Source organism: Klebsiella sp. CN_Kp073, from assembly GCF_040065495.2.
GTDB classification, from domain to species: Bacteria; Pseudomonadota; Gammaproteobacteria; order Enterobacterales; family Enterobacteriaceae; genus Klebsiella; species Klebsiella aerogenes.
Map to the genome: position 1 here is coordinate 2,504,780 of NZ_CM198051.1, position 23,209 is coordinate 2,527,988.

At 55.7% G+C, this 23,209-nt stretch carries 22 protein-coding genes and 1 riboswitch; of the genes, 12 read left to right on the forward strand and 10 right to left on the reverse strand.

Going from position 1 to position 23,209, the window contains the following annotated elements:
• The first annotated feature begins 55 nt into the window (after positions 1–55).
• The 3 genes from mgtA to mgtU are packed head-to-tail and all read left to right on the forward strand — an operon-like array spanning position 56 to position 2,999.
• On the forward strand, positions 56–2,788 hold the full coding sequence (mgtA, locus tag ABLV66_RS12020; RefSeq protein ID WP_047048549.1) for a magnesium-translocating P-type ATPase: 2,733 nt from the start codon (positions 56–58) through the stop codon (positions 2,786–2,788).
• Between the two features lie 21 nt (positions 2,789–2,809).
• Positions 2,810–2,902: a protein MgtR gene (gene mgtR / locus ABLV66_RS12025; RefSeq protein WP_020078726.1), complete on the forward strand. Its 93-nt coding sequence runs from the start codon at positions 2,810–2,812 to the stop codon at positions 2,900–2,902.
• A gap of 10 nt (positions 2,903–2,912) precedes the next feature.
• Entirely contained in the window at positions 2,913–2,999 is an 87-nt protein-coding gene (gene mgtU / locus ABLV66_RS12030; RefSeq protein WP_257880777.1) for a magnesium transporter protection protein MgtU, read from the forward strand.
• A 99-nt stretch (positions 3,000–3,098) separates the two neighbouring features.
• On the opposite strand, the gene ABLV66_RS12035 is transcribed toward mgtU, so the two are convergent.
• Positions 3,099–3,971 (reverse strand): arginase family protein, encoded by an 873-nt coding sequence (locus ABLV66_RS12035; protein WP_289577652.1) that lies wholly within the window; start codon positions 3,969–3,971, stop codon positions 3,099–3,101.
• Positions 3,972–4,104: 133 nt separating this feature from the next.
• On the opposite strand from ABLV66_RS12035, the gene ABLV66_RS12040 reads away from it, so the two are divergent.
• Both ABLV66_RS12040 and zapE read left to right on the forward strand, forming a co-directional pair.
• The gene (locus ABLV66_RS12040) at positions 4,105–4,713 is read left to right on the forward strand and encodes a TetR/AcrR family transcriptional regulator (RefSeq protein ID WP_045394217.1); all 609 of its coding nucleotides are present in this window, start codon (positions 4,105–4,107) and stop codon (positions 4,711–4,713) included.
• Positions 4,697–5,719, forward strand: a complete 1,023-nt coding sequence (gene zapE / locus ABLV66_RS12045; protein WP_348876661.1) for a cell division protein ZapE — start codon at positions 4,697–4,699, stop codon at positions 5,717–5,719. Before ABLV66_RS12040 ends, zapE begins: the two co-directional genes overlap by 17 nt.
• 76 nt (positions 5,720–5,795) lie before the next feature.
• On the opposite strand, the gene katG is transcribed toward zapE, so the two are convergent.
• Both katG and ABLV66_RS12055 read right to left on the reverse strand, forming a co-directional pair.
• On the reverse strand, positions 5,796–7,973 hold the full coding sequence (gene katG, locus ABLV66_RS12050) for a catalase/peroxidase HPI (RefSeq protein WP_047048540.1): 2,178 nt from the start codon (positions 7,971–7,973) through the stop codon (positions 5,796–5,798).
• A gap of 264 nt (positions 7,974–8,237) precedes the next feature.
• Positions 8,238–9,170 (reverse strand): LysR family transcriptional regulator, encoded by a 933-nt coding sequence (locus tag ABLV66_RS12055; RefSeq protein WP_047048537.1) that lies wholly within the window; start codon positions 9,168–9,170, stop codon positions 8,238–8,240.
• A gap of 100 nt (positions 9,171–9,270) precedes the next feature.
• Here ABLV66_RS12055 and ABLV66_RS12060 point away from each other — a divergent pair, with 100 nt between their 5' ends.
• From ABLV66_RS12060 to mrdA2, 4 genes are all read left to right on the forward strand, one after another.
• A complete protein-coding gene (locus ABLV66_RS12060; protein WP_047048535.1) occupies positions 9,271–9,705 on the forward strand; it encodes a DMT family transporter in 435 nt (144 codons plus the stop codon).
• A gap of 9 nt (positions 9,706–9,714) precedes the next feature.
• Complete coding sequence (locus tag ABLV66_RS12065; RefSeq protein ID WP_063415564.1) at positions 9,715–10,218, forward strand: DMT family transporter; 504 nt, start codon at positions 9,715–9,717, stop codon at positions 10,216–10,218.
• Between the two features lie 9 nt (positions 10,219–10,227).
• Positions 10,228–10,307, forward strand: a riboswitch (ZMP/ZTP riboswitch).
• Between the two features lie 17 nt (positions 10,308–10,324).
• The gene (locus ABLV66_RS12070; protein WP_045394225.1) at positions 10,325–10,957 is read left to right on the forward strand and encodes a LysE family translocator; all 633 of its coding nucleotides are present in this window, start codon (positions 10,325–10,327) and stop codon (positions 10,955–10,957) included.
• 186 nt (positions 10,958–11,143) lie between these two features.
• Positions 11,144–13,063 (forward strand): peptidoglycan DD-transpeptidase MrdA2, encoded by a 1,920-nt coding sequence (gene mrdA2, locus ABLV66_RS12075; RefSeq protein ID WP_045394227.1) that lies wholly within the window; start codon positions 11,144–11,146, stop codon positions 13,061–13,063.
• 5 nt (positions 13,064–13,068) lie between these two features.
• On the opposite strand, the gene pqqF is transcribed toward mrdA2, so the two are convergent.
• From pqqF to ABLV66_RS12110, 7 genes are all read right to left on the reverse strand, one after another.
• On the reverse strand, positions 13,069–15,366 hold the full coding sequence (gene pqqF, locus ABLV66_RS12080; RefSeq protein ID WP_348876659.1) for a pyrroloquinoline quinone biosynthesis protein PqqF: 2,298 nt from the start codon (positions 15,364–15,366) through the stop codon (positions 13,069–13,071).
• Positions 15,366–16,508: a pyrroloquinoline quinone biosynthesis protein PqqE gene (pqqE, locus tag ABLV66_RS12085; protein ID WP_047048527.1), complete on the reverse strand. Its 1,143-nt coding sequence runs from the start codon at positions 16,506–16,508 to the stop codon at positions 15,366–15,368. The genes pqqF and pqqE overlap by 1 nt, the downstream gene beginning before the upstream one ends.
• Positions 16,495–16,773, reverse strand: a complete 279-nt coding sequence (gene pqqD / locus ABLV66_RS12090; protein WP_015366526.1) for a pyrroloquinoline quinone biosynthesis peptide chaperone PqqD — start codon at positions 16,771–16,773, stop codon at positions 16,495–16,497. The genes pqqE and pqqD overlap by 14 nt, the downstream gene beginning before the upstream one ends.
• 2 nt (positions 16,774–16,775) lie before the next feature.
• Entirely contained in the window at positions 16,776–17,531 is a 756-nt protein-coding gene (gene pqqC / locus ABLV66_RS12095) for a pyrroloquinoline-quinone synthase PqqC (RefSeq protein WP_045394234.1), read from the reverse strand.
• Positions 17,532–17,533: 2 nt separating this feature from the next.
• Positions 17,534–18,451: a pyrroloquinoline quinone biosynthesis protein PqqB gene (gene pqqB, locus ABLV66_RS12100; RefSeq protein ID WP_020078734.1), complete on the reverse strand. Its 918-nt coding sequence runs from the start codon at positions 18,449–18,451 to the stop codon at positions 17,534–17,536.
• Between the two features lie 54 nt (positions 18,452–18,505).
• Positions 18,506–18,577 carry a pyrroloquinoline quinone precursor peptide PqqA gene (gene pqqA, locus ABLV66_RS12105; RefSeq protein WP_002905689.1) on the reverse strand — a complete coding sequence of 24 codons (72 nt, stop codon included), beginning with the start codon at positions 18,575–18,577 and terminating at the stop codon, positions 18,506–18,508.
• Between the two features lie 138 nt (positions 18,578–18,715).
• Entirely contained in the window at positions 18,716–19,735 is a 1,020-nt protein-coding gene (locus tag ABLV66_RS12110) for a dipeptidase (protein ID WP_348876657.1), read from the reverse strand.
• Between the two features lie 247 nt (positions 19,736–19,982).
• Between ABLV66_RS12110 and ABLV66_RS12115 the strand changes: the two genes are divergently transcribed.
• The 3 genes from ABLV66_RS12115 to ABLV66_RS12125 all read left to right on the forward strand — a co-directional run bounded on the left by ABLV66_RS12115 (position 19,983) and on the right by ABLV66_RS12125 (position 23,151).
• Entirely contained in the window at positions 19,983–20,975 is a 993-nt protein-coding gene (locus ABLV66_RS12115) for an alpha/beta fold hydrolase (protein WP_348876656.1), read from the forward strand.
• 86 nt (positions 20,976–21,061) lie between these two features.
• The gene (locus tag ABLV66_RS12120) at positions 21,062–21,799 is read left to right on the forward strand and encodes a response regulator (RefSeq protein WP_316422319.1); all 738 of its coding nucleotides are present in this window, start codon (positions 21,062–21,064) and stop codon (positions 21,797–21,799) included.
• Positions 21,799–23,151 carry an ATP-binding protein gene (locus tag ABLV66_RS12125; protein WP_047079141.1) on the forward strand — a complete coding sequence of 451 codons (1,353 nt, stop codon included), beginning with the start codon at positions 21,799–21,801 and terminating at the stop codon, positions 23,149–23,151. The genes ABLV66_RS12120 and ABLV66_RS12125 overlap by 1 nt, the downstream gene beginning before the upstream one ends.
• Positions 23,152–23,209: the final 58 nt, after the last annotated feature.

Here is a 23,209-nt window from a genome sequence, read left to right on the forward strand (position 1 = left end):
ACTATGCATAATTTATTTATGCAGGGACTACCACATCTAAATTTGGGGATGAATCATGACTGACATGAAATTAGAAAACCGGAATACCAACCGGTCTGCGTCAGAAAATGATAAGCAGCATAAAAAGAGCTTTGCGATTGAAACGGAGGCCTTTAATAGCCCGGATCACACGCTGTCGCGTTTAAATAGCAGTCGGCAGGGGCTAACGACCGCCGATGCGCTGGAGCGGCTGGAAGATTATGGCCGCAACGAAGTGGCACGAGAAACCGCGCCGCCGTTTTTTATTCAATTACTGCAGGCATTTAATAACCCGTTTATTTACGTGCTGATGGCGCTGGCGGCAGTCAGTTTTATTACCGATTACTGGCTACCGCTGCGTAATGGTGAAGAGACCGACCTCACCGGCGTTATTATTATCCTGACGATGGTGAGCCTGAGTGGTCTATTACGCTTCTGGCAGGAGTTCAGGACCAATAAAGCCGCGCAGGCGCTAAAATCCATGGTCCGTACCACCGCAACGGTACTGCGCCGCGGGCCGGGAAATATTGGCCCCAGTCAGGAGGAAATACCCATTGAAGAGCTGGTGCCGGGCGATATTATTTTTCTTGCCGCGGGCGATCTGGTGCCGGCAGATGTTCGTCTGCTGGAATCACGGGACCTCTTCGTCAGTCAGTCCATTCTAAGCGGTGAATCGCTGCCGGTGGAAAAATATGACCTCATGGCCAGCGTTTCAGGTAAATGCAGCGATCGTTTACCGACGCCGGATAAAAATAAAAGCCTGTTAGAGATGGGCAATATCTGTCTGATGGGGACGAACGTCACCAGCGGCAGGGCGCAGGCGGTAGTGGTGGCGACCGGCGACCGGACCTGGTTTGGCTCACTGGCAAAATCGATTGTCGGCACCCGCACGCAGACCGCCTTCGATCGTGGGGTGAATAGCGTCAGCTGGCTGTTAATCCGCTTCATGTTGATTATGGTACCGATCGTGTTGTTGATTAACGGTTTCAGCAAGGGCGATTGGGTTGAAGCCTCGCTATTCGCCCTGGCGGTGGCGGTCGGTTTAACGCCTGAGATGTTACCCATGATCGTCAGTTCGAACCTGGCGAAGGGCGCGATTGCCATGTCGCGACGCAAGGTGATCGTTAAACGTCTTAATGCCATCCAAAACTTTGGCGCAATGGATGTGCTGTGTACGGATAAAACCGGCACCCTGACCCAGGACAATATCATTCTTGAGCATCATCTCGACGTCGGCGGCGCGGAAAGTAATCGGGTATTAATGCTGGCGTGGCTGAATAGCAGCAGCCAAAGCGGAGCGCGTAATCTGATGGACAGGGCCGTGCTCCGTTATGGGGAAGGCCGGCTGGCGCCGACGGAAAAAGAGCGCTTCGTTAAGCTTGATGAATTGCCATTCGATTTTGTACGTCGCCGCGTATCGGTCTCGGTGGAAGACAGCCGCTATGGCGATAAAAGCCTGATTTGCAAAGGGGCGGTTGAAGAGATGCTCGAAGCCGCGACCCATATCCGTGAGGGCGACAAGATCGTTGAACTGGATGCGCTGCGCCGGGAACTGCTGCTGACGAAAACCGAAGATTATAACGCTCAGGGCTTCCGGGTATTGCTGGTCGCTACCCGCAAGCTGGACGACACCGCGCTAAACGTGCCGCTCACCGCCGCCGATGAACAGGGGCTCACCGTTGAGGGCATGTTGACCTTTCTCGATCCGCCGAAGGAAAGCGCGGGCAAAGCCATTACCGCGCTGCGTGATAACGGTGTCGCGGTTAAGGTGCTTACCGGTGATAACCCGGTGGTAACGGCGCGGATTTGTCTTGAAGTGGGGATTGATTCGCACGACATTCTCACCGGCCAACAGGTTGAGTCAATGACTGACCGCCAGCTTCAGCAGGAGGTCGAGAAACGCGCGGTGTTTGCCAAACTGACGCCGCTGCAGAAGTCGCGCATTCTGCAGATGCTACAGAAAAATGGTCATACCGTTGGTTTTCTGGGCGATGGCATTAACGACGCGCCGGCGCTGCGCGATGCCGATGTCGGTATTTCTGTCGATAGCGCGGCGGATATCGCGAAGGAGTCCTCGGATATTATTCTGCTGGAAAAAGACCTGATGGTGCTGGAAGAGGGCGTTATTAAAGGACGCGAGACCTTTGGCAACATTATCAAATACCTGAACATGACCGCCAGCTCCAACTTCGGCAACGTGTTTTCGGTGCTGGTCGCCAGCGCCTTTATCCCGTTCCTGCCGATGCTGGCTATTCATCTGTTGATCCAGAATCTGATGTACGACATCTCACAGCTGTCGCTGCCGTGGGACAAAATGGATAAGGAGTTTTTGCGTAAACCGCGCAAGTGGGATGCGAAGAACATTGGCCGCTTTATGCTGTGGATTGGCCCCACGTCGTCGATATTCGATATCACCACCTTTGCTCTGATGTGGTACGTCTTCGCCGCCAATCATGTGGAGGCGCAGGCGTTGTTCCAGTCCGGCTGGTTTATCGAAGGGCTGCTGTCGCAGACGCTGGTGGTGCATATGTTGAGAACGCAGAAAATACCGTTCATCCAGAGCCGCGCGACGCTGCCGGTACTGCTCACCACCGCCGCCATTATGGCCATCGGCATTTATATCCCATTCTCGCCGCTTGGCGCCATGGTGGGGCTTGAGCCGCTGCCGCTGAGTTATTTCCCGTGGTTGGTTGCCACGCTGCTGAGCTACTGCCTGGTGGCGCAGGGTATGAAACGTTTCTATATCAAGCGCTTTGGCCAGTGGTTCTGATGACAAAAAGGAGGGATGACGATGAATCGTTCACCGGAAGATCTCATCGCCTGGATGTTTTTACTGGCCGGTTTGCTGGTACTGGCGCTGGCGATACGACAAATCTTTGAATAGCGGGGGGACTATGCGCAAAACATCATTAGACCCAATCTTTATCCAGGCTGTGTTGATGATGGTGGTGATAGTCTTACTCACCGTCTGGATTAGGTAGTTTAAGGCCCGGGGCATTATTGCTCCGGGCCTGAGGTAAAGTCCTGCGGTATTCCTGCAACATGGCAATTGGCGCTTTCCACCACGGGGAACGCGTCGATTAGCTCAATAATGGCAGAGCTTCGAGCATATTCTTCAGGTTTAGGGCATCCCACGGCAAGTGTTCGGCGACGGTGAGTCCCACCGGTTTGGCCTGAGCGGCAGCTTGATTGATAAAATTAACCACTTCGGCAATCGTCAGTTTCCCTTCGGCGACATCGCCGAAGTCGTGTACGCCGCGCCCCGGACGAGCAAACAGCACCGCTCGAAACAGGGCCGGGTCGAGGACATCAAGATCGAGGTGGATGGCCAGGTACTCAACACTTTCGCGCGCTATCCACTCGTCGATCGCCTGCGGATTCTGACGCAGCTCTGAAGGGCTTAAGGTGGCGATACCGCGTTCAGTAATAAACTGTTTTTCGACATCGAGGGGGCTATGGATCCCAGCAATAAGCGCTTTGCCAGGCGATAATGGCTTTCTGACCACCTGGGTTAGTTCCACGTCGCCATTGCCCATCAACGCCCCAAGAACGTGGGCATGGGCATGTGGGAACTGCTCTGGCGTCATAATGTCCGGGTGAGAATCAATCCATAACACCCCCAATTTATCGCCATATTTTTCCGCAAGCCAGGCAAAGGGGGCCAGAGAGACCAGGCAATCGCCCCCTAAGGTGACGATGGACTCTGGCTGAGTTCTGGTGATTTTGTCTTGCGCATCAAGCAGCTGTTCAACTACCGCACGGCGGCCGACAATACCATCTTCATTAACCAGCGGCGCCTTGGTCGGGGCGGGTACGCGGACCTCCTCAACGGCGCCCTGGGCCGGCGGCGCCAGCCACGCCAGCAGCTGCGAACCGAAAAAGTAGGGCGGATTGTTACCGCCTTGCCACTGCGGGAAAAGTAAACGCAGTGTGTGGTAAGTATTTTGAGCCATATCATCCTCGCCTCAGGTATTTGCAATTAAATGAACGAACGTTCATTCATTTTATAATGAAACGCGCGATGCACGATGGCAAGCAAAAAACGGCAGAAGCAGGTAGAATTGCCCATCGCCGGAGGTAGTTGAAATGTTAAATAATTCAGAAACGTACCATAAGCTGATTGTCGCCGCGGCGGCGTGCTTTGCCGAAAAAGGATTTAATGGAACCAGCGTGCGCGAAATTGCACTGCGCGCAGGTATTAGCCTCGGCGCGATGTACACCTACTTCAAGGGCAAGGATGAACTCATTGAAGCGATTATCCTTGAAGAGCAAAAATCGGCATTAGCTAAGCATCAGGAGCGCTTTGAAGGTTCCCATTTTGCGCAGATTTGCGCCTTAGCCGTTTCCTGTATTGAAGAGGTGGGGTATCCCTCATCTCACCAGCTGTGGGTGGAAATTATTGCTGAGTCGGCAAGAAAGCCGGCGCTGCGGCAGATTTTCGTCAATAGCGACAGGATCATGCGCGACGGAATGGCACAGATTATTACTCGGGGAATTGCCGCAGGTGAGCTCAGCCCACACGTTAATGTCGAAGAAGCAACGCTTACCATCTTTGCGTTAATCGATGGCTTGATTGGCCGTAAAGCGATGAATCCCGCATTTAGCGTGGCTAAGGATCTGCCGCACTTTGACCATGTCATGGCGACCATTCTCGATAAAAATAGCGTTAGTGAATCCCATGCAACAGTACGCTGATTTCTGTTTTAGCGCCGTGATGGCCCAACGGGCGGCAAAAGAAAATCTCACCCTTGATGCCGACCAGCTCGCGTTAGTCGCCGATTTGCAAACGCTGAGTCAGCAGTTATTCCGGCAGCAAACGGCAACACAAGGCTTGTACGTCTGGGGGCGAACCGGGCGCGGGAAAAGCTTTATTCTCGATAGTTTCTTTGCCAGTTTGCCGCTGCGTGAAAAGCGGCGGGTACATTTTCATCACTTTTTCCGCGAGCTCCATCAGCGGCTGAACGCCCCTTCGGCGCCGCGATTGCCGCAGGTCGTCGCGCAAATGACCGACAACTGTCGTCTGCTCTGTTTTGATGAGTTTCACCTTCATGACCCGGCTGACGCGATGTTGATGAAGGTGCTACTGGAACATTTATTCGCGCGAAATATCGTCTTATTAGCGACCTCCAATTATCCGCCCGACCGTTTGCTGGCGAATCCGCTTTATCACGAACGTTTTTTGCCTTCCATTAACCTCATTAAACGGCATATGACGGTAACGGCGCTCAACGGCGAACAGGATTATCGCAAGCGACATACCTCGCTAGAGAATGATTTCTGCCAGGGAAAATTGTTGGTGCAGCCCACTCTCAGCAGCCGCGCGGCGCTCGGTTTGCCGGCTATTGCCCCGCAGGCGCAGGCTCTGCAGGTAGGTTATCGAACCCTGCACACGGCATCGCCGCAAGGGACCTATCTGCATTTCACTTTCGAGCAGCTCTGCCTTGCGCCCACTTCGGTCATGGATTACCTGACGCTATGTGAGCAGCACCAGAACTGGCTCGTCGAGAATGTTCCGCCGTTGGCGCGAGTTAGCCCGGCGGCACAGCAGCGCTTTATCAACGTGGTGGATATTTTGTATGAAAAACAGTGCCGCTTAATATTAATTACCGATTGCGGGCTGGAAACACTGGTGGCGGATGTGGAGCTGGATGATATTCAGCGCACCTACAGCCGGTTACAGCAGCTCGCGCGGGAAGCATAAAAAAAGCGCCTCTCGATAATGAGCGGCGCTTTAACAGAGTAACCTGCCGCCGATTATTCACCGGCGGGCAGGGGAATTACAGATCGAAGCGGTCCAGATTCATCACTTTCGTCCATGCGGCAACGAAATCAGTAACGAATTTCTGTTGCGCATCGGCGCAGGCATAGACTTCGGCCAGCGCGCGCAGGACTGAGTTAGAACCGAACACCAGATCAACGCGAGTGGCGGTATATTTCTCTTCGCCGCTCTTACGGTCGCGACCGGTAAACAGCTCAGCCTGTTCATCGGCGGCTTTCCATACGGTGCCCATATCCAGCAGGTTGACGAAGAAGTCAGTGCTGAGGACGCCGACGCGATCGGTGAAGACGCCATGTTGGCTGCCGTCGAAGTTAGCGCCCAGCACGCGCAGGCCGCCGACCAGCGCCGTCATTTCCGGCGCCGTCAGGGTTAGCTGCTGCGCTTTATCGATAAGCAGAGTCTCCGTCGACACGCCGCCTTCGATGCGACGGTAATTACGGAAACCGTCGGCCAGCGGCTGCAGCAGATCCATTGCTTCAACGTCGGTCTGATCCTGGCGCGCATCAACGCGACCCGGCGCAAACGGCACGTTTACGCGAACGCCGGCAGCGGCGGCAGCCTGCTCAACGCCCACGACCCCAGCCAGAACGATGATATCCGCCAGAGAAGCTTTACCCGACGCTTTCTGAATGGCCTGTAGCGTTGGCAGTACTTTGCTGGCGATGGCGTTTACCGGCCACTCTCTTTGCGGCAGCAGGGCCAGACGCGCGCCGTTAGCGCCGCCGCGTTTATCTCCGCCGCGGAAGGTTGAGGCGGAAGCCCAGGCAACGGAGACCAGTTCGCTAACCGACAGGCCTGAATCCGCAATGGCCGTTTTCAGCGTGGCGATGTCGGAGGCGGTTGGGTTATGCGTCGGTGCCGGTAACGGATCTTGCCAAATCAGATCTTCTTTTGGCACTTCCGGGCCGAGATAACGGGATTTTGGCCCCATATCGCGGTGAATCAGCTTAAACCAGGCGCGTGCGAAGGCTTCGTTGAAGGCCTGCGGATCGTTCAGGAAACGGCGCGAGATTTTGCCGAATTCCGGGTCGAAGCGCAGCGTCAGGTCCGTTACCAGCATCGTCGGCTTGCGTTTTTTATTTGGATCAAACGGATCGGGGATAATCTCTGGCGCATCTTTCGCTTCAAACTGAATAGCGCCCGCCGGGCTGCGCGTTTGTACCCATTCGTATTTGAACAGGTTCTCGAAGAAGTAGTTGCTCCATTGGGTCGGGGTTTGCGTCCATACCACTTCCAGACCCGAGGTGATGGCGTCCGCGCCTACACCGCTGCCGTAAGTACTGCTCCAGCCAAGACCCTGAGATTCCAGCGGAGCGGCTTCTGGTTCCGGACCCACATGGCTTGCCGGCGCGGCGCCGTGCGTTTTACCCAGCGTATGGCCGCCGGCAATCAGCGCCACGATTTCTTCATCGTCCATCGCCATATTGCCGAAGGTCGCGCGAATGGCTGCCGCGGCGGAAAGCGGATCGCCGCTGGCGTTAGGGCCTTCCGGGTTGACATAGATCAGACCCATTTCGGTGGCGCCCAGCGCTTGTTTTTCCAGGCTTTCCGGGTGGCGGTGTTTCAGCCACTCTTTCTCATCGCCCCAGTCCACGTCGAGGTCCGGTTCCCACACGTCTTCACGCCCTGCGCCGAAACCGAAGGTCCGGAAGCCGGCGTTTTCTAATGCCACGTTACCCGCCAGCATATACAGGTCGGCCCAGGAGATTTTCTGACCATACTTTTGTTTCACCGGCCACAGCAGGCGACGGGCTTTATCAAGGCTGACGTTATCAGGCCAGGAGTTAAGCGGGGCGAAACGCTGCTGACCGCGACCCGCGCCGCCGCGGCCATCAACGGTACGGTAGGTCCCCGCGCCGTGCCACGCCATGCGAATAAACAGGCCAATATAGCTGCCCCAATCGGCGGGCCACCACTCCTGGGAGTCGGTCAGCACCGCGCGAAGGTCGGCTTTCAATGCGGAGTAGTCGAGCTTTTTGAACTCTTCCCGATAGTTGAAGTTTTCGCCCAGCGGGTTAGAACGGTTGGAGTGCTGATTCAGCAGGTCAACACGAAGTTGGTTGGGCCACCAGTCACGGTTGGCGGTACCGCTGCCGGCGCTTTGCTTCGGCGTCTCGGCGTGGAAAGGGCATTTCCCTGCGGATGGGTTATTAGTGGGATCATTTGACGTGCTCATATCAGGCTCCGTTTGCTTTTGTGAATGCCATTACGATATACACTGCTACCAATAAGCGATATTTGAATGAGTCTACGGATTTAATAGCTTTTACCGTTCAACAAACATAATTAAAACCAGTGTTTTAGTGTGATTACTCGGCGAAATTCAAAACCACACCTTTAAACATAGTCGTAACGCAGCGGTAAAGGAAACGTTATGATGCGTTAACCGCTACGGATCGCTAATTGTTTGAGATATGACAATTTTACTGCGATGAATGGATTAGCGTTGCCAGTAAAGCGGCGTGCCGAAAACGTCGGTAAAATAATCAATAACGGTGCGTACATTGAGCGACGGATGACGAGCATGTGGATAAATCGCGGCAATGTAAGAGGGCAAATGGTTGATGCCAACGCTGTAGTCATTCATCAGCGAAACTAATGTTCCCTGCGCCAGCGCATCGCCCACCATCCAGTCTGGAAACAGAACAATACCCATTCCGCCAATCGCTGAAGTGAGAAGGGCATCGGCGTTGTTTGAGATTAGCCGCGGTGTTTGCGGGTAATGGGTCCACTCTTCTTCCCCCTGGCGAAAAAGCCAACGGTTAGCTCCCTGTGAACCGCGATACACCAGCGTGTGATGTTGATTGAGCTCAGAAGGCGATTGCGGCGCGCCGAAACGGGAAAGGTAACCAGGCGCTGCGGCGAGGTAATAGCGCTGGGCGCCAAAAACCTTTGCGTGATAGCTGGCGTCAGGCAGGGCGCTGATGCGAAAAATGATATCAGTCGCCTGGCGATGAGGATCGACAAAGTCATCGGTCAGAATTAATTCGAACTCCAACGCGGGATAACGATCGGCCAGTCCGGCTAACCATGGCGCGATATGCCGTTGGCCGAAGTAGACCGGGGCGTTGATGCGCACAAGTCCGCCAGGTTGTTGGGTGCGATCCTGTAATTCGCGTTGCGCGTGAGCGAATTGCTCGGTCATCCCGCGGGCATAGTCAGCAAACAGGTTTCCGGCCTCCGTTGGAACGACCGCACGCGTATTGCGATAGAACAGCTGCTGGCCTAGCGCATCCTCGAGTTGCTGGATGACCCGTGAGATAAGAGAAGGGGATACGCCTTCACGGCGCGCGACAACGGAAAAACTATGGCTGTCATACACGGCGATAAATAGCTGGAGGGCGCGGAGATTGATGTTACCTACGTCGGCCATTGATGCAGATCCTGCAAAGGTGTTTGCAACACTATACTATTTTTTGCATTAGCGCGCCGTTCTATTCTCTTCCGCTCTTAACAACTGAAGAGTATTCAACATGCAGCGTGTGCTGATTTTTTTAGTGATTGCCGGCGGAATGGGACTGTCCGTAGAGGCAGGTCTGTTGGGGCCGCTGGCGGGTCAGGTCGGTGATTTATGGGCAACAATGAGTATTTTCTCTATTGGCGCGGCATTAACATTTTTACTGATGCTTTTTTTTAGCCCGCGACAGAGTCCCTCTTTTTTTTCGCTCCCCGGCTGGCAATTAACCGGTGGTCTGTTGGGGCCCGGTTATGTGGTGATATTAACGATTGTGACTCCGGCGATCGGCATCGCAATGACAATTACCGGCGTTCTCGCCGGTCAGGTATGTAAAAGCCTGTTAATCGATCATTTTGGCTGGTTTGGTAGTCCGCGGCGAAAAATAGATCGCCGCCGGGTTATTGCACTGTTGTTCATTGTGGCGGCATTAATGCTGATTGCCGTTGATTGAGGTGCTGATATGAATATGTTGATGATTATTTTGTCGCTGATTGGCGGCGCATTGCTAAGCGTACAGGCTGCGGTGAATGGCCGTCTTGGCGCACATGTCGGAATATTGCGTAGCGCCTTTTTGACCTTTTCCATTGGTGCGTTGGTGACCGGTTTATTGATCGTTTTCTTTGCTCCGCAGCAGTCGATGACGCTGCTGGATGTGCCAAAGTGGCAACTGCTTGGGGCGTTCTGCGGGGTACCCTATATTGTCATCATGGTGCTGGCAGTACAGCGAATCGGCACGGCAACGGCGACGGTGGCGGTAATATTTGGTCAACTCGCGATGAGCTTGCTGATTGACAATTTTGGGTGGTTGGGGAATAGCGCTATTGCCTTTTCGCCACAACGCCTGGCGGCGGTTCTGTGTTTGGCGCTAGCGCTGTACTTTATATACGCGTCTGGCGTATCAGGGGCAGTTGAGCCGACAAAACGGTCGGGAAAGGCGAAATGGTTGTCGACCGAACGGGAATAAGCTAATACTTAGACACCATGTGACTGGCGCTAAAGACAGAATACTGTTGGGGAGCATGGTCAAGTACGCCGCGCGCCTGGGCATTACCCCTATCTGGAGATAAGTTATGCCTGAATTAGCTTCATTATCGGCTTTTGCCGCGGTGGCGTTGGGTTTGGTATTAACTCCTGGCCCCAACATGATGTACCTCACTTCACGGTCGATTTGCCAGGGAAAACGCGCCGGCTTTATTTCTCTTGCTGGCGTTGCGCTGGGATTTTTCTGTTATATGCTGTGCGCGGCTTTTGGCATAACCGCGCTGGTTTTCGCCGTACCCTATGCCTACGACGCGTTGCGAATTTGCGGAGTGGCTTATTTACTCTATTTAGCGTGGCAGGCGATTAAACCCGGTGGGCGGCCGATTTTCGCAGTTCGCGACTTACCGGCGGATAGCGGGCGTAAGCTGTTTCTGATGGGCCTTCTTACCAGCCTGGCGAATCCTAAAGTGGCTATCATGTATTTGTCTTTGCTGCCGCAGTTCATCACCCCCGGGCTCGGCAGCGTGCTGAGTCAGTCGCTAATATTAGGCTGCACCCAGGCGCTAATAAGCGTGGCGGTAAACGGACTTATTATTATGCTGGCCGGGCAGGTGGCGCTGTTTCTTGGGCGGCGGCCGGGCTGGCAACAATTTCAACGTTGGCTGATGGCGACGGTACTTGCCGGAATGGCCGTAAAAATTGCCTTTGAGGCCAGAAAATAACCGTTACTGGCGAACCCCGCATGCTGATGCCTTTCTCCGGTTGAGAAAGGCATCTCACGTTCTAACATACTGATACATTTCTGCCAGTTCATTAGCAACCTTTCTGTAGGGCTAATGCGTCAATAAAGCTATTCTTCCCCGCCTTTATTTTTTGTGCTTTCAAGTGACTCAGGTAAATTGCCGCCAATGCCCCTATTGAGAGATGAGATCCGCGACCACTCGGCAGAAGAGATGCTATTTATCCGCCGCGCCGTCATTGCTTTCCTGTTGGTGGTGGTCTGCTTTGGCGTGTTGATTTTCAATCTCTACCATCTCCAGGTAGAGCAGCACGATTTTTATCAGACCCGTTCCAACCAGAACGACATTAAAATGCTGCCGATCGCGCCAAGCCGGGGGCTGATTTTCGACCGCAACGGTATTCCGCTGGTGCAAAATATCACCCTGTATCGCCTGCAGGTGATCCCCAGCAAAATTGCCGATATGTCGGCGCTGCTCCAGGCGTTAAGCCCGATTGTCGACCTGACGGCGGATGATATCGCCAGTTTCCGCGACGATATGCACCACAATAGCCGCTATAAAGAAGTGACGCTGAAATCCGATCTTACCGATGTGGAAGTGGCGCGCTTCGCGGTCAACGAATTCCGTTTTCCCGGCGTCACCGTCGAGAGCTACCAGCAGAGAAGTTATCCCTATGGCGCGGAACTGGCGCACGTTGTCGGGTACGTTTCTAAAATTAACGATAACGATTTACAACGGCTGGCGAAAAACGGTGAAGCAGAAAACTACGCGGCCGATCGCAATATCGGTAAACAGGGAATTGAAGGCTATTACGAGAAAGAATTACACGGCACCACCGGCTATCAGGAAGTTGAAGTAGATAACCACGGTCGCGTCGTTCGCTTACTGAAAGAAGTCCCGCCGGTCGCCGGCAAAAATATCTATCTGACGCTCGACCTGCATTTGCAGCAGTATATTGAGTCGGTCCTGAAGGGCCAGCGCGCCGCGGTCGTGGCCGTCGATCCGCGCGACGGCGGCGTACTGGCGATGGTGTCGAGCCCCAGCTATGACCCGAATCCCTTCGTTAAGGGGATTGGCTACCAGGCTTACAAATCGCTGCTCGATAACCAGGATCGCCCGCTGATTAACCGCGTCACTCAGGGCTTGTATCCCCCGGCTTCCACGGTCAAGCCGTATATGGCGCTCTCAGCCCTTTCCGCCGGGGTGATTACGCCAAATACCACCTTCTTCGGCGCGCCAACCTGGACGCTACCCGGTACTCAGCGCCGCTATCGCGACTGGTTAAAAACCGGACACGGTATGTTGAATGTGACCAAAGCGATTGAAGAGTCGGCGGATACGTTCTTCTACCAGGTCGCTTTTGAAATGGGCATTGACCGTATTCATCAGTGGCTGAGCAAGTTTGGTTATGGACAGCCGACAGGGATTGACCTGAATGAGGAGTATTCTGGCGTGTTGCCGAGCCGAGAGTGGAAACAGCGGGTCCATAAAAAACCGTGGTACCAGGGTGATACTATTTCCGTCGGTATCGGCCAGGGCTACTGGATCGCCACTCCTATTCAAATGGTGAAAGCGCTGACCACCCTAATCAACAACGGCAAAGTACAAAACCCGCATCTTTTGTACTCAATGAAGCAGGGGAATAAGGTCGAACGCTACCAGCAGCCGGCCAATTTACCGCAGGTTGGCGACCCGAAATCGCCATACTGGGGGATTGTCCGCAACGGTATGTATGGCATGGCGAACCTGCCGAACGGGACGGGATATAAGTTGTTCCATACCGCGCCGTATCAGATTGCGGCGAAGTCCGGGACCTCGCAGGTGTTCAGCCTGAAGGAGAACCAGACCTACAATGCCAAAATGATCCCGGTACGTCTGCGCGACCACATTTTTTATACCCTGTTTGCGCCGTATCAGCATCCGAAGGTGGCGATGGCGCTCATTCTCGAAAATGGCGGCGGCGATGGCGTTGTCGCCGGCCCGACGGCGCGCGCGATTCTCGACCATATCTTCGACCCGGCGAATGCGCCAGCTGCGGATAGCGCGCAAAGCAACGTTCCGCAGGTCGAAAGCGCCGATGCGCAGTAACGACCTTAAGTGGTGGACGTCGTCGGCGCGCTATATAAGATTTGCCAACTGCGGCGACGGCGAGTTATCTCACGCCATAGCGCGATGATCTCGTCCAGCTGCAGCTCGTTAACGTCCTGCGGCGTGGCTACCGGTAGATGATAGCGCTGGCGCAGGGCGGCGAGTGCGATTGCGCTGGCGTCCCGCGCCTGACCGTTCTGCTCAGCCAGCTGGTGTTGTAACTGACTGAACTCAGCTTGCCCACACAGCGTTAACTGGCGAAGAAAGGTTTTACAGCAGCGTAGTAGATTACCGGCGGAACGGTCGGGCGATTGCAGCGCCAGCAGCAGGCCATCGCGATCGGCGATCCGCTGATAACGGCAGCTCACCACGTAGCCAATCTGCTGTTCGACCCGCAGACGCTGGAAGAATTGCGGCTCGCAAAGTAGCGCCAGCAGTTGCAGCGCGCCCAGCGACGCCCCCTCAGGCAATGGAATAAAAACCAGAAGCGCGCTATCAGAGCTGGCGTGAGGAAGACGCTTAATACCGCGGCGACCGCCTGCCGAAGAGCGAAGCTCGGCGTTGACCGGGGCGTTGAGCAAGCTCAACAGGCGGGCAACCTGCTGCGCCAGATTGCTGCTGCCGCCTACCATCGCCGCCAGCCAACCCTCCTGCGGCGGAGCGATAGCCAATTGTTCAGGTAATTGTTGCAGTAGCTGGCGAATGGCGATGGTTTCAGGTGCGACCACCGTCCCCGGCGCGGGTTGAGATAATCGGCGCATGAGCGCGGTGACGACGCGCTCCGCTACGCCGCCGGATTCAGGTAGCTGTAGAGTAAGCTGCCAGTTGCCGTCCACTGTTTGCCACTCGCCGCTGCCGCCAGCATGGCGAAGTTGCGCGAGCAAGGGACGGATCTGCTGGCTTATCGCCATACCCTGCGCCTGGCTGAGCACGCTATAGAAAGGCTTGCGAAAGATCAGCGTCGGCGTTTGATTATCTGCAATGACATGCAGCATTGGACTGGTCGTTAGCGTCAGTTCAGGTGCATCAGCGGTCGCCGCCTGCGGATAAAAGCTAAATGCCAGCGGATCCGTCACTATCGTCCGTGGCTGCCAGCGGCTGAGCGGCAAGGTAAAGCCCTGGGTTGCCACGCCATCGCCAGCCGCTATTTTGCGGCAAACCAGCGAAGAGGCCGGCACCGACAGCAAGCTGGCGCAGAAGCCAGCAAAATCGACGGGCGGGGAATCGGGCGCAAAACCCAATGCCCGCTGGCGGAGCTGTTCGAGCGGGGTCAGTGCGTCAAAACGCCGCTGCGCCAGCTTGTAATAGTGCATCTGCTGTTCAGGCGAGGTGTGCCGCAATGCCTGCAGCCATCGCTCGACATGCTGCTTGATGGCGTCGGGATGGTCGCTGCTGAATACCAGCGCCAGCCAGCCGACGCGTTCATCCTGGTAAAGCCAGTTCAGCGCGACATCGTCCGCGAGCCCGCATTCACGCAGCCCGCCCAGCAGGCTGCCAGGCGCTTCATCCAGTAAGAATTCGCGGAAAGTAGTGACGTTGTCACCTTTTTCGATGAGCGGACAACGCCATACCGCCGGTTTGTCTTCAACGGCCAGTTGAAGATCCACATTGTTGCTAAAATGCGCAGAAGGCGGGCTTTCCGGCGGCAGGCCGCCAGGGAACCCCGCGGCAAAAAAATGGGCCAATTCGGCTAATTCATCAAGCGACTGCGGCCCTTGAAGCCATAGCTGCAGATGGCTGGCGACATAATAGCGCTGGTGAAACTCGCCGAGCGCACTCTGCAACGCAGGCAAGTTTCCGCCCAGCGAATCCATGCTGCCGACCTGAAAACGGCGAAAAGCCGCGGGCGCCGCCATCGCGTGACGGGCCGCGGCTTCACGGCGGGAGGGATCGTGCTGCTGGATAAGCCGGTTTTCCGCATCGATGACCGCCAGTTCCTGACGGATATCTTCAGGCGACAGCAGCGGCGCCCGGAGCGTATCCCGTAGACGGGTGATGCCCTCGGCCAGACTGTTGGCGGCGACCTCGAAGAAATAGGCGCTGTGGCGGGCAAGGGTGGTGGCGTTGACGCTGCCGCCCTGGCGTTGGATCCACGCCATCAATCGCTCATCATCGTGATAACGCTGGCTGCCGCGAAACAGTAAATGTTCCAGCAAATGGGCCAGCCCCGGCAGGGCATCGGTTTCGTGATGGCTTCCGGCGCCCACCTTAACCAACGCCGCCGCACGCGTCGCCTGCGGATGATGAACCAGCGTTGCGCGCATACCGCCTGCCAGTTCCACGATGCGGGTGGCGGTGGTCATCACAATTCCCGGGTTTTATAAATCAGCTGTGAACGGGTGCGGTTGCGGAACTGCAGCTGGCTGATTTTTATATCGCTGCAGGCCGCTTCGCGCCGCGCTTCGAGGATTTTATGGTGGTGCGGCGATTTGCTGCACACCGGGTCAGCGTTATCGGCATTGCCGGTCAGCATAAAGGCCTGGCAGCGGCAGCCGCCGAAATCTTTCTCTTTTTCATCACAGGAACGACAGGGCTCCGGCATCCAGTCAAAGCCGCGGTAGCGGTTGAAGCCAAATGAGTCATACCAGATCGATTCCAGGCTCTGCTCCAGCACCGACGGGAACTCGACCGGCAGCTGGCGCGCGCTGTGACACGGCAGCGCGGTGCCTTCCGGGGTCACGCTGAGGAATATCGAGCCCCAGCCGCCCATACAGCCTTTGGGACGCTCTTCGTAGTAGTCCGGGGTGACAAAAAGCAGATTGGTCAGATTACCGTTAGCCGCCATTTTGTGTCGGTAATCAGCAACGACCTGTTCAGCACGGGCGATCTGTTCGCGGGTCGGCAGTAATCCCTGACGATTGAGGAACGCCCAGCCGTAAAACTGGCAGGTGGCGAGCTCAACATCATCCGCTTCCAGCTCGATACACAGCTCGATGATTTTATCGATCTGGTCGATGTTGTGGCGATGCAGGACAAAGTTCAGCACCATCGGGTAGTCGCGCGCTTTTACCGCTTTCGCCATCGCCAGCTTCTGCTGGAACGCTTTTTTGTTGCCCGCCAGCGCCGCGTTCAGCACTTCATCGCTGGCCTGGAAGCTAATCTGGATATGATCCAGCCCGGCCTCGCTGAAGGCGTCGAGTTTGCTCTCGGTGAGCCCAATGCCCGACGTAATCAGGTTGGTATAAAAACCGAGATCGCGCGCGGCGCGAATCAGCTCCGGCAGATCTTTGCGCGTCAGCGGTTCGCCGCCTGAGAAACCCATTTGCACGCTACCCATGGCCCGCGCCTGGCGAAAGACCTCAATCCACTGTTCGGTGGTGAGTTCTTTCTCCTGCTGAGCAAAGTCCAGCGGGTTAGAGCAGTAGGGGCACTGCAGCGGACAGCGATAGGTCAGTTCCGCCAGAAGCCACAGCGGCGGATTAACGGCGGTTTTATTCTGGCTCACGGAAGATAATCCACTTCTGTTGGTAAGCTATCTGCAGGAATTCGATGACGTCGTCATCGACGCCGCCCGCTTCAGGGAAACGGGCGTTGAGTTCGGCGATTATTTTTGCCGCGTCGCGTTGACCATCGACCAGTTCGAGGATCGCGGCGGCGGTTTCATTCAGTTTCGCCATTCCTTCCGGATAGAGGATCACGTGGCTATCCTGAGCAGCTTCCCACTGCAGGCGGTAGCCGCGACGAAAGGCGATGATTGCGCTTTTTTGCATAGTTATACCAGTCGGGTCGTGTGCCAGGCCGCCTTGTCGGTGACCGTATGATAGGGCGGGCGCTGCAGTGCGTAGGCCATGGTCATGGCATCCAGCATCGACCACAGAATGTCGAGCTTAAACTGCAGGATCTCCAGCATCCGGTTCTGTTTTTCCGCGCTATCGCAGTAGATCTTCGCCAGTTCCAGTCCATGTTCGACGTCGCGATTGGCCTGGCTTAAGCGGCTGCGGAAGTAGAAATAGCCTTCTTCTTTAATCCATGGATAGTGCTGCGGCCAGCTGTCGAGGCGCGACTGATGGATTTGCGGGGCAAACAGTTCGGTTAGCGAACTGCACGCCGCCTCCTGCCAGTTGGCCCGGCGGGCAAAATTGACGTAGGCGTCGACGGCAAAACGCACGCCGGGCAGCACGTGGCGCTCGCTGAGTAACTCATCGCGGCTAAGCCCCACGGCTTCACCCAACTGCAGCCAGGCTTCAATACCGCCTTCCTGGCCGTGACTGCCATCGTGGTCGAGGATCCGCTGTACCCACTTGCGTCGGGTGTGGGGATCGGGGCAGTTCGCCATAATGGCGGCGTCTTTTAGCGGGATATTGGTCTGGTAGTAAAAACGGTTCGCCACCCAGCCCTGGATTTGCTCGCGGCTGGCTTCGCCATTATGCATCGCAATATGGTACGGATGATGGATATGGTAGTAGGCGCCTTTTTCCCGTAGCGCTTGTTCAAACGCCTGTGGCGATAGGGTTTCGCGAATCTGCATAGTTAGTCCTGAAGCGTGATAGGCATTCCGTCCCAGCTCACTTCAATTCCCTGTTGCGTCAGGGCGTTACGCTGCGGCGACTGCTCGTTAAGGATTGGATTAGTATTGTTGATATGAATCAGAATTTTGCGCTTCGCCGGGAGCGAGGCCAGCAGCGCCATCATGCCGTGTTCATCGCCAAGCGCCAGATGGCCCATATCACGACCGGTATTGCGCCCGACGCCGGCAGCCTGCAGTTCATTATCCTGCCATACGGTGCCGTCAATCAGCAGACAGTCCGCTTTTTTCAGCCACGGCAAGAGCGCTTCGTCCGGTTCGCCAAGCCCCGGCGCATAGAATAGCGTCTGGCCGTTGCGTCGGTTTTCGATAAACAGCGCCACGTTATGGCCCGGCAGCGGCCTATCGCGAAACGGCGAGTAGGGCGGCGCATTGCTGGCGATGGGGACGGCGGTAAACTGCAGGTCGGGACAGGCGTCAACGGTAAAACTATTCAGCGGAGTGACAGGATGGTGAATCAGGCCGCCGTTCCAGTGCCGTAACATGGTAAAAATGGGAAAACCCGTGCTGAGATCCTCATGTACCTCCGGCGTGCACCATACCTGATGGGGGCAGCCTTCGCGCAGGCTCAGCAGCCCGGTCGTATGGTCAATCTGGCTATCGGTAAGAATAATGCCGCCAATATGCGTGCCGCGCAGAACGCCTTGTTTATTTAACTCTGGCGTATGGGCAATTTGCTGGCTGATATCGGGAGAGGCGTTACACAGCACCCACTCTTTACCGTTATCGCTCACGATAATGGAAGACTGAGTACGAGCAGTGGCCTGAATCGTGCCATTGCGCAGACCCTGACAGTTGGCGCAGTTACAATTCCACTGCGGAAAGCCTCCGCCAGCGGCGGAACCGAGGACTTTTATAAACATGAAGACGGACCAGATAAAAAAACAAAATGCCCGCACGGACGGCGGGCGGAGCGATTAGCGGTTGGAAATGTACAGCGTCACTTCCAGACCCAGACGTAAATCAATAAAAGCAGGTTTCTTCCACATCGTTTTTTCCTCTATAAAAATGCGACATCAACAACGTCGGTTGTGTCGGTTTTGTGATGGCAATCAAATATTGCCCCTCAGGGGGATAAAGGTCAACCGGCAACACGCAAGTATTTAACCTTATGTTTACAATATAACCTATTGTTGCCAAACATTTTTTAATACCTTTTGCCAGTTGCCCCACAGCAGTTTATCCAGCACCAATTGTTCATAACCACTATGGCGCAATGCGTTGATTAGCCGTGGTAAACCGTTCACATCGCCCAATTCGTCCGGTAGCGTGATGCCGTCAAAATCGGACCCCAGCGCCACATGATCGTCGCCCATGATGTTAATAAGATAGTCGATATGGTGAACGATGGTACGCAATGGGGTATCGCTATCGCGTTTGCCGTCGGCGCGCAGGAAAGCGTTGCCGAAATTGACGCCGACCACGCCGCCGCTGTCGCGAATCGCCCGCAGTTGTTCATCGGTGAGATTACGCGGCTGTGGGCATAGCGCATGGGCATTGGAGTGGGTGGCTACCAGCGGCGACGTCGAGTGATGGGCGGTATCCCAGAATGCTTTTTCATTCATATGAGACACATCAATCTGCATCTTCAGGGCATTGGCCTGCTTAATAAGATGGATACCTGCCGCTGTCAGTCCAGGCCCAGTATCCGGGCTACCGGGAAACGAACCATTAACGCCGCTGCCGAAGCGGTTAGCAATATTCCAGAACGGTCCAATGCTGCGTACCCCGGCGGCATAGAAGGCCTGCAGGTCGTGGCCCTCGCCATCAAAACCCCCGGCGCCCTCAATATGCGCCACCATTGCCAGTACCTTATCCTGGCGGCAGCGTTCGATATCCGCCGCGCTCAGACACAATCTCAAGCGTCCAGCGGACTGCGCGACAAGTTGCTTCAGGATGGCCAGCTGCTGCCAGAGGATAGCGATCGGCTCCCATCGCTGGCTGGCGTATTGCGGCGCCATACGGGCAATATACTCCTGCGGCGGCACGAATAGCGCGAATAGCCCGCCGGCAAATCCGCCTTGCTGCATGCGCGGATAGTCGAGATGGCCGTTCTCAATCCCGGCAAAGAAAGCGGTTGCAGGATCTTCGCGATGGTGAAGCCATAAATTGAGCAGCAGGTCATTGTGACCATCAAAAATCGCCATAGCGCGCTCCCTCTGCTGGTTTTACTGGAAATGCCTGACACGGTAACTGATTTGTTCGCTGCGGCAAGTGGAAATTCACAACTTAGCAACAATCGCCAAATCTGGCGTTTGTATCACACTGTATCAATCGACAATCCTCATACATGGCGATGCAAAAACACGATAAATCCCACACATGCGGGATACACAGGCCTGATTAACTGTTCACGTACTCGCTTAACGCTTCCAGATAAAAGGTGAAATGAGGATGAACAGATTATCCGCAATCCGTCATGTCAGCGCGGCGGCGCTGTGTCTCTCCGCGCTGTGGTCCGCCAGCGTGTGCGCTGCTGAAGACGCAGGCGCTTTCGACAAGGTGCAACAAATCAACGCCGGCGATTTGAATATCGGTTATGTCGATATGGGGCCACGCGATGGCCAGGCGGTAATTTTGCTGCACGGCTGGCCGTATGATATTCAAAGCTACGCGCAGGTGGCCCCGGCGTTGGCGCAGAAGGGGTACCGGGTCATCGTGCCGTATCTGCGCGGCTACGGCTCCACCCGTTTCCTGTCGGCTAAAACGCCGCGTAACGGTCAGCCATCGGCGATGGCGGCTGATATTGTGCATCTGATGGATGCGCTAAATATTAAGCAAGCGGATTTCGCCGGCTTTGACTGGGGTGCGCGTACAGCGGATATCGTCGCGGCGCTCTGGCCGCAGCGGGTTAAGTCGCTGGTATCGGTGAGCGGGTATCTGATTAGCAGCCAGCAAATTGGCGAGAAGCCGTTACCGCCGCAAGCGGAACTGTCGTGGTGGTATCAATTCTACTTTGCCACCCCGCGCGGCGAAGCAGGCTACCGGCAAAATACCCATGACTTTGCCAAATTTATCTGGCATCAGGCTTCGCCGCGGTGGACATTCACGGAGGCCACGTACGCCAATAGCGCGAAAGCGCTGGATAACCCGGATCACGTTGCCGTCACCATCAGCAACTACCGCTGGCGCCTGGGGTTGGAGCAGGGCGAAGCGAAATATGCGGCCTACGAACAGCGACTCGCGAAACTGCCGGCGATTAGCGTACCCACGATTACTATCGAGGGGGAAAACAATGGCGCGCCGCATCCGGCGCCGGATACCTATCGGGCGAAATTCACCGGTAAATATGAGCATCGGGATTTCAAAGGCGCAGTGGGACATAACCCGCCGCAGGAGGCGCCAGCGGAATTTGTTCAGGCGGTTATTGACGCCGATCGTTTATAAGCCTCACCGCGGCGCAAACGCAGAGTTGCGCTTGCGGAGAAGCCGCATATGCTTTTCATGAGCTTATTTTTCCGCAGGAGACGCCTTTGGAACGTATTGACCACATCCTGGTTGTCGATGACGATCGCGATATCCGCGAACTGATCGTGGGTTATCTGGAGAAATCGGGCTATCGCGCCAGCGGCGCAGCTAATGGCAAAGCGATGTGGTCCGTACTTAAAAACCATCAAATCGATTTGATTGTCCTCGATATCATGCTGCCCGGCGATGATGGTTTAACCCTTTGTCGCCAGTTGCGCAATGATGGCCAACAGGATATCCCGGTGCTGATGTTGACCGCGCGTAGCGAAGATAGCGACCGTATACTTGGTCTCGAGATGGGGGCCGACGATTATCTGGTGAAACCCTTCGTGGCGCGGGAGCTACTGGCGCGGATTAAAGCCATTTTACGCCGTGCTCGCGCGCTTCCCCCCAATTTACAAATCAGCGAAGCCGGCAGGCTTATCGTCTTTGGCGACTGGCAGCTCGATACCTCAGCGCGGCATCTACTGGACAAGAGTGGCATAATTGTGGCGCTAAGCGGGGCGGAATATCGCCTGCTGCGGGTGTTTCTTGATCATCCTCAACGGGTGCTCAACCGCGATCAGTTGTTGAATCTTACACAGGGGCGTGATGCCGAACTGTTTGAACGGTCTATCGATCTGTTAGTGAGTCGCCTGCGTCAGCGCCTGCGGGAGGACGCGCGTGAACCCGCCTATATCAAAACCGTGCGCAGCGAGGGTTATGTGCTGTCAGTGCCGGTGTCGATCCGCGAGGCGCGATAATGAAAGTGTGGCCGGCGTCACTGCAGTCGCGCTTAATGTTGATGATTTTTCTCGCTCTGCTGCTTGCGAATGCCCTGACGCTATCGCTTCTGCTCTACGAACGCATGAGCAGCGCCCGTAGCGTCATGCTGGGCAACCTTGAATACGATGTCGCCACCAGCGTGGCTATCCTTGATCGTCTTCCGCCGCAAGAACGCCCGCATTGGTTGCCGCGTCTGGCGCGCGGTAACTACCGCTATCAGCTGTCTGCTGGACAAACTGGCGACTATCCCACCAGCTGGCGTACCCGCGATGCGGTACGCTCGTTACAGGAAGCTCTGAGCGGTCGCTATCCTGTGAGTATTGTCGCCGTCCCTGGACCGCGCGAACATATTCAGGCCCACGTGACCCTGCGCGACGGCGCGCCGCTGAGCATTGACCTGTGGCCAAAGCTGCCGGCCATCGCGCGTTGGCTGCCGCTGGTGCTGGTCGCGCAGTTTCTGTTACTGCTATTTTGCGCCTGGTACGCCGTCCGCCAGGTGGTTGCGCCGATGGCCCGTTTTACCCGCGCCATTGATACGCTGCAACCGGCTACTCCGGCGGCAGGGCCGCTGGCCGAGAAGGGGCCGCAGGAGGTGCAGCGCGCGGCGCGCGCCTTCAACGCGATGCAAAAGCGAATACAGGACCATTTGCAGGAGCGCGCGCGGATCCTGGCGGCGATCTCCCACGATTTACAGACGCCGATTACCCGTATGAAGCTAAGGGTTGAGATGGCCGAGCAACCGGCACTCCGCGATAAGCTGTTACAGGATCTCGATAGCATGACCCGACTGGTTCGTGAAGGCATCGCGCTGGCACGATCGGCCGAACCGCTGGCAGAAGCGCCGCAGCGGATGAGTCTCAATGCATTACTGGATAGCATCGCCTGTGATTATGCCGACATCGGTAAAGCGGTCAGTTTTCATGCCGCTAAAGGGGCGGACGTCATGGCGCTTCAGCCGCAGGCGCTGCGGCGAATCATGAGTAATTTAATCGATAATGGGCTGAAATACGCCGAAAAGGTAGAAATCAGCCTGAGTTATTCGCCGAATGGCGATGTTATCATTCACGTTGCTGATGATGGCCCCGGCATCCCGGAAGAAGAACTCACCGCCGTACTGCAGCCGTTCTATCGCCTCGAGCAGTCACGTAATCGCGATACCGGCGGAACCGGTTTGGGGCTGGCAATCGCCGCCCAGCTCGCCGGACAGATGCAGGGAAGTTTGACCCTGCATAATCTTCAACAGGGCGGTCTTGAGGCGCGGGTACGTCTCAATACCGCCGCTTTGTATCCTTCTGTATCCACGTCAACTGTAGATAAATCCCTATACTAAACCGCCGTTTCACGGACATATCCGCCATACAATCGCCTGTTGTAATGCTGACGTTGCC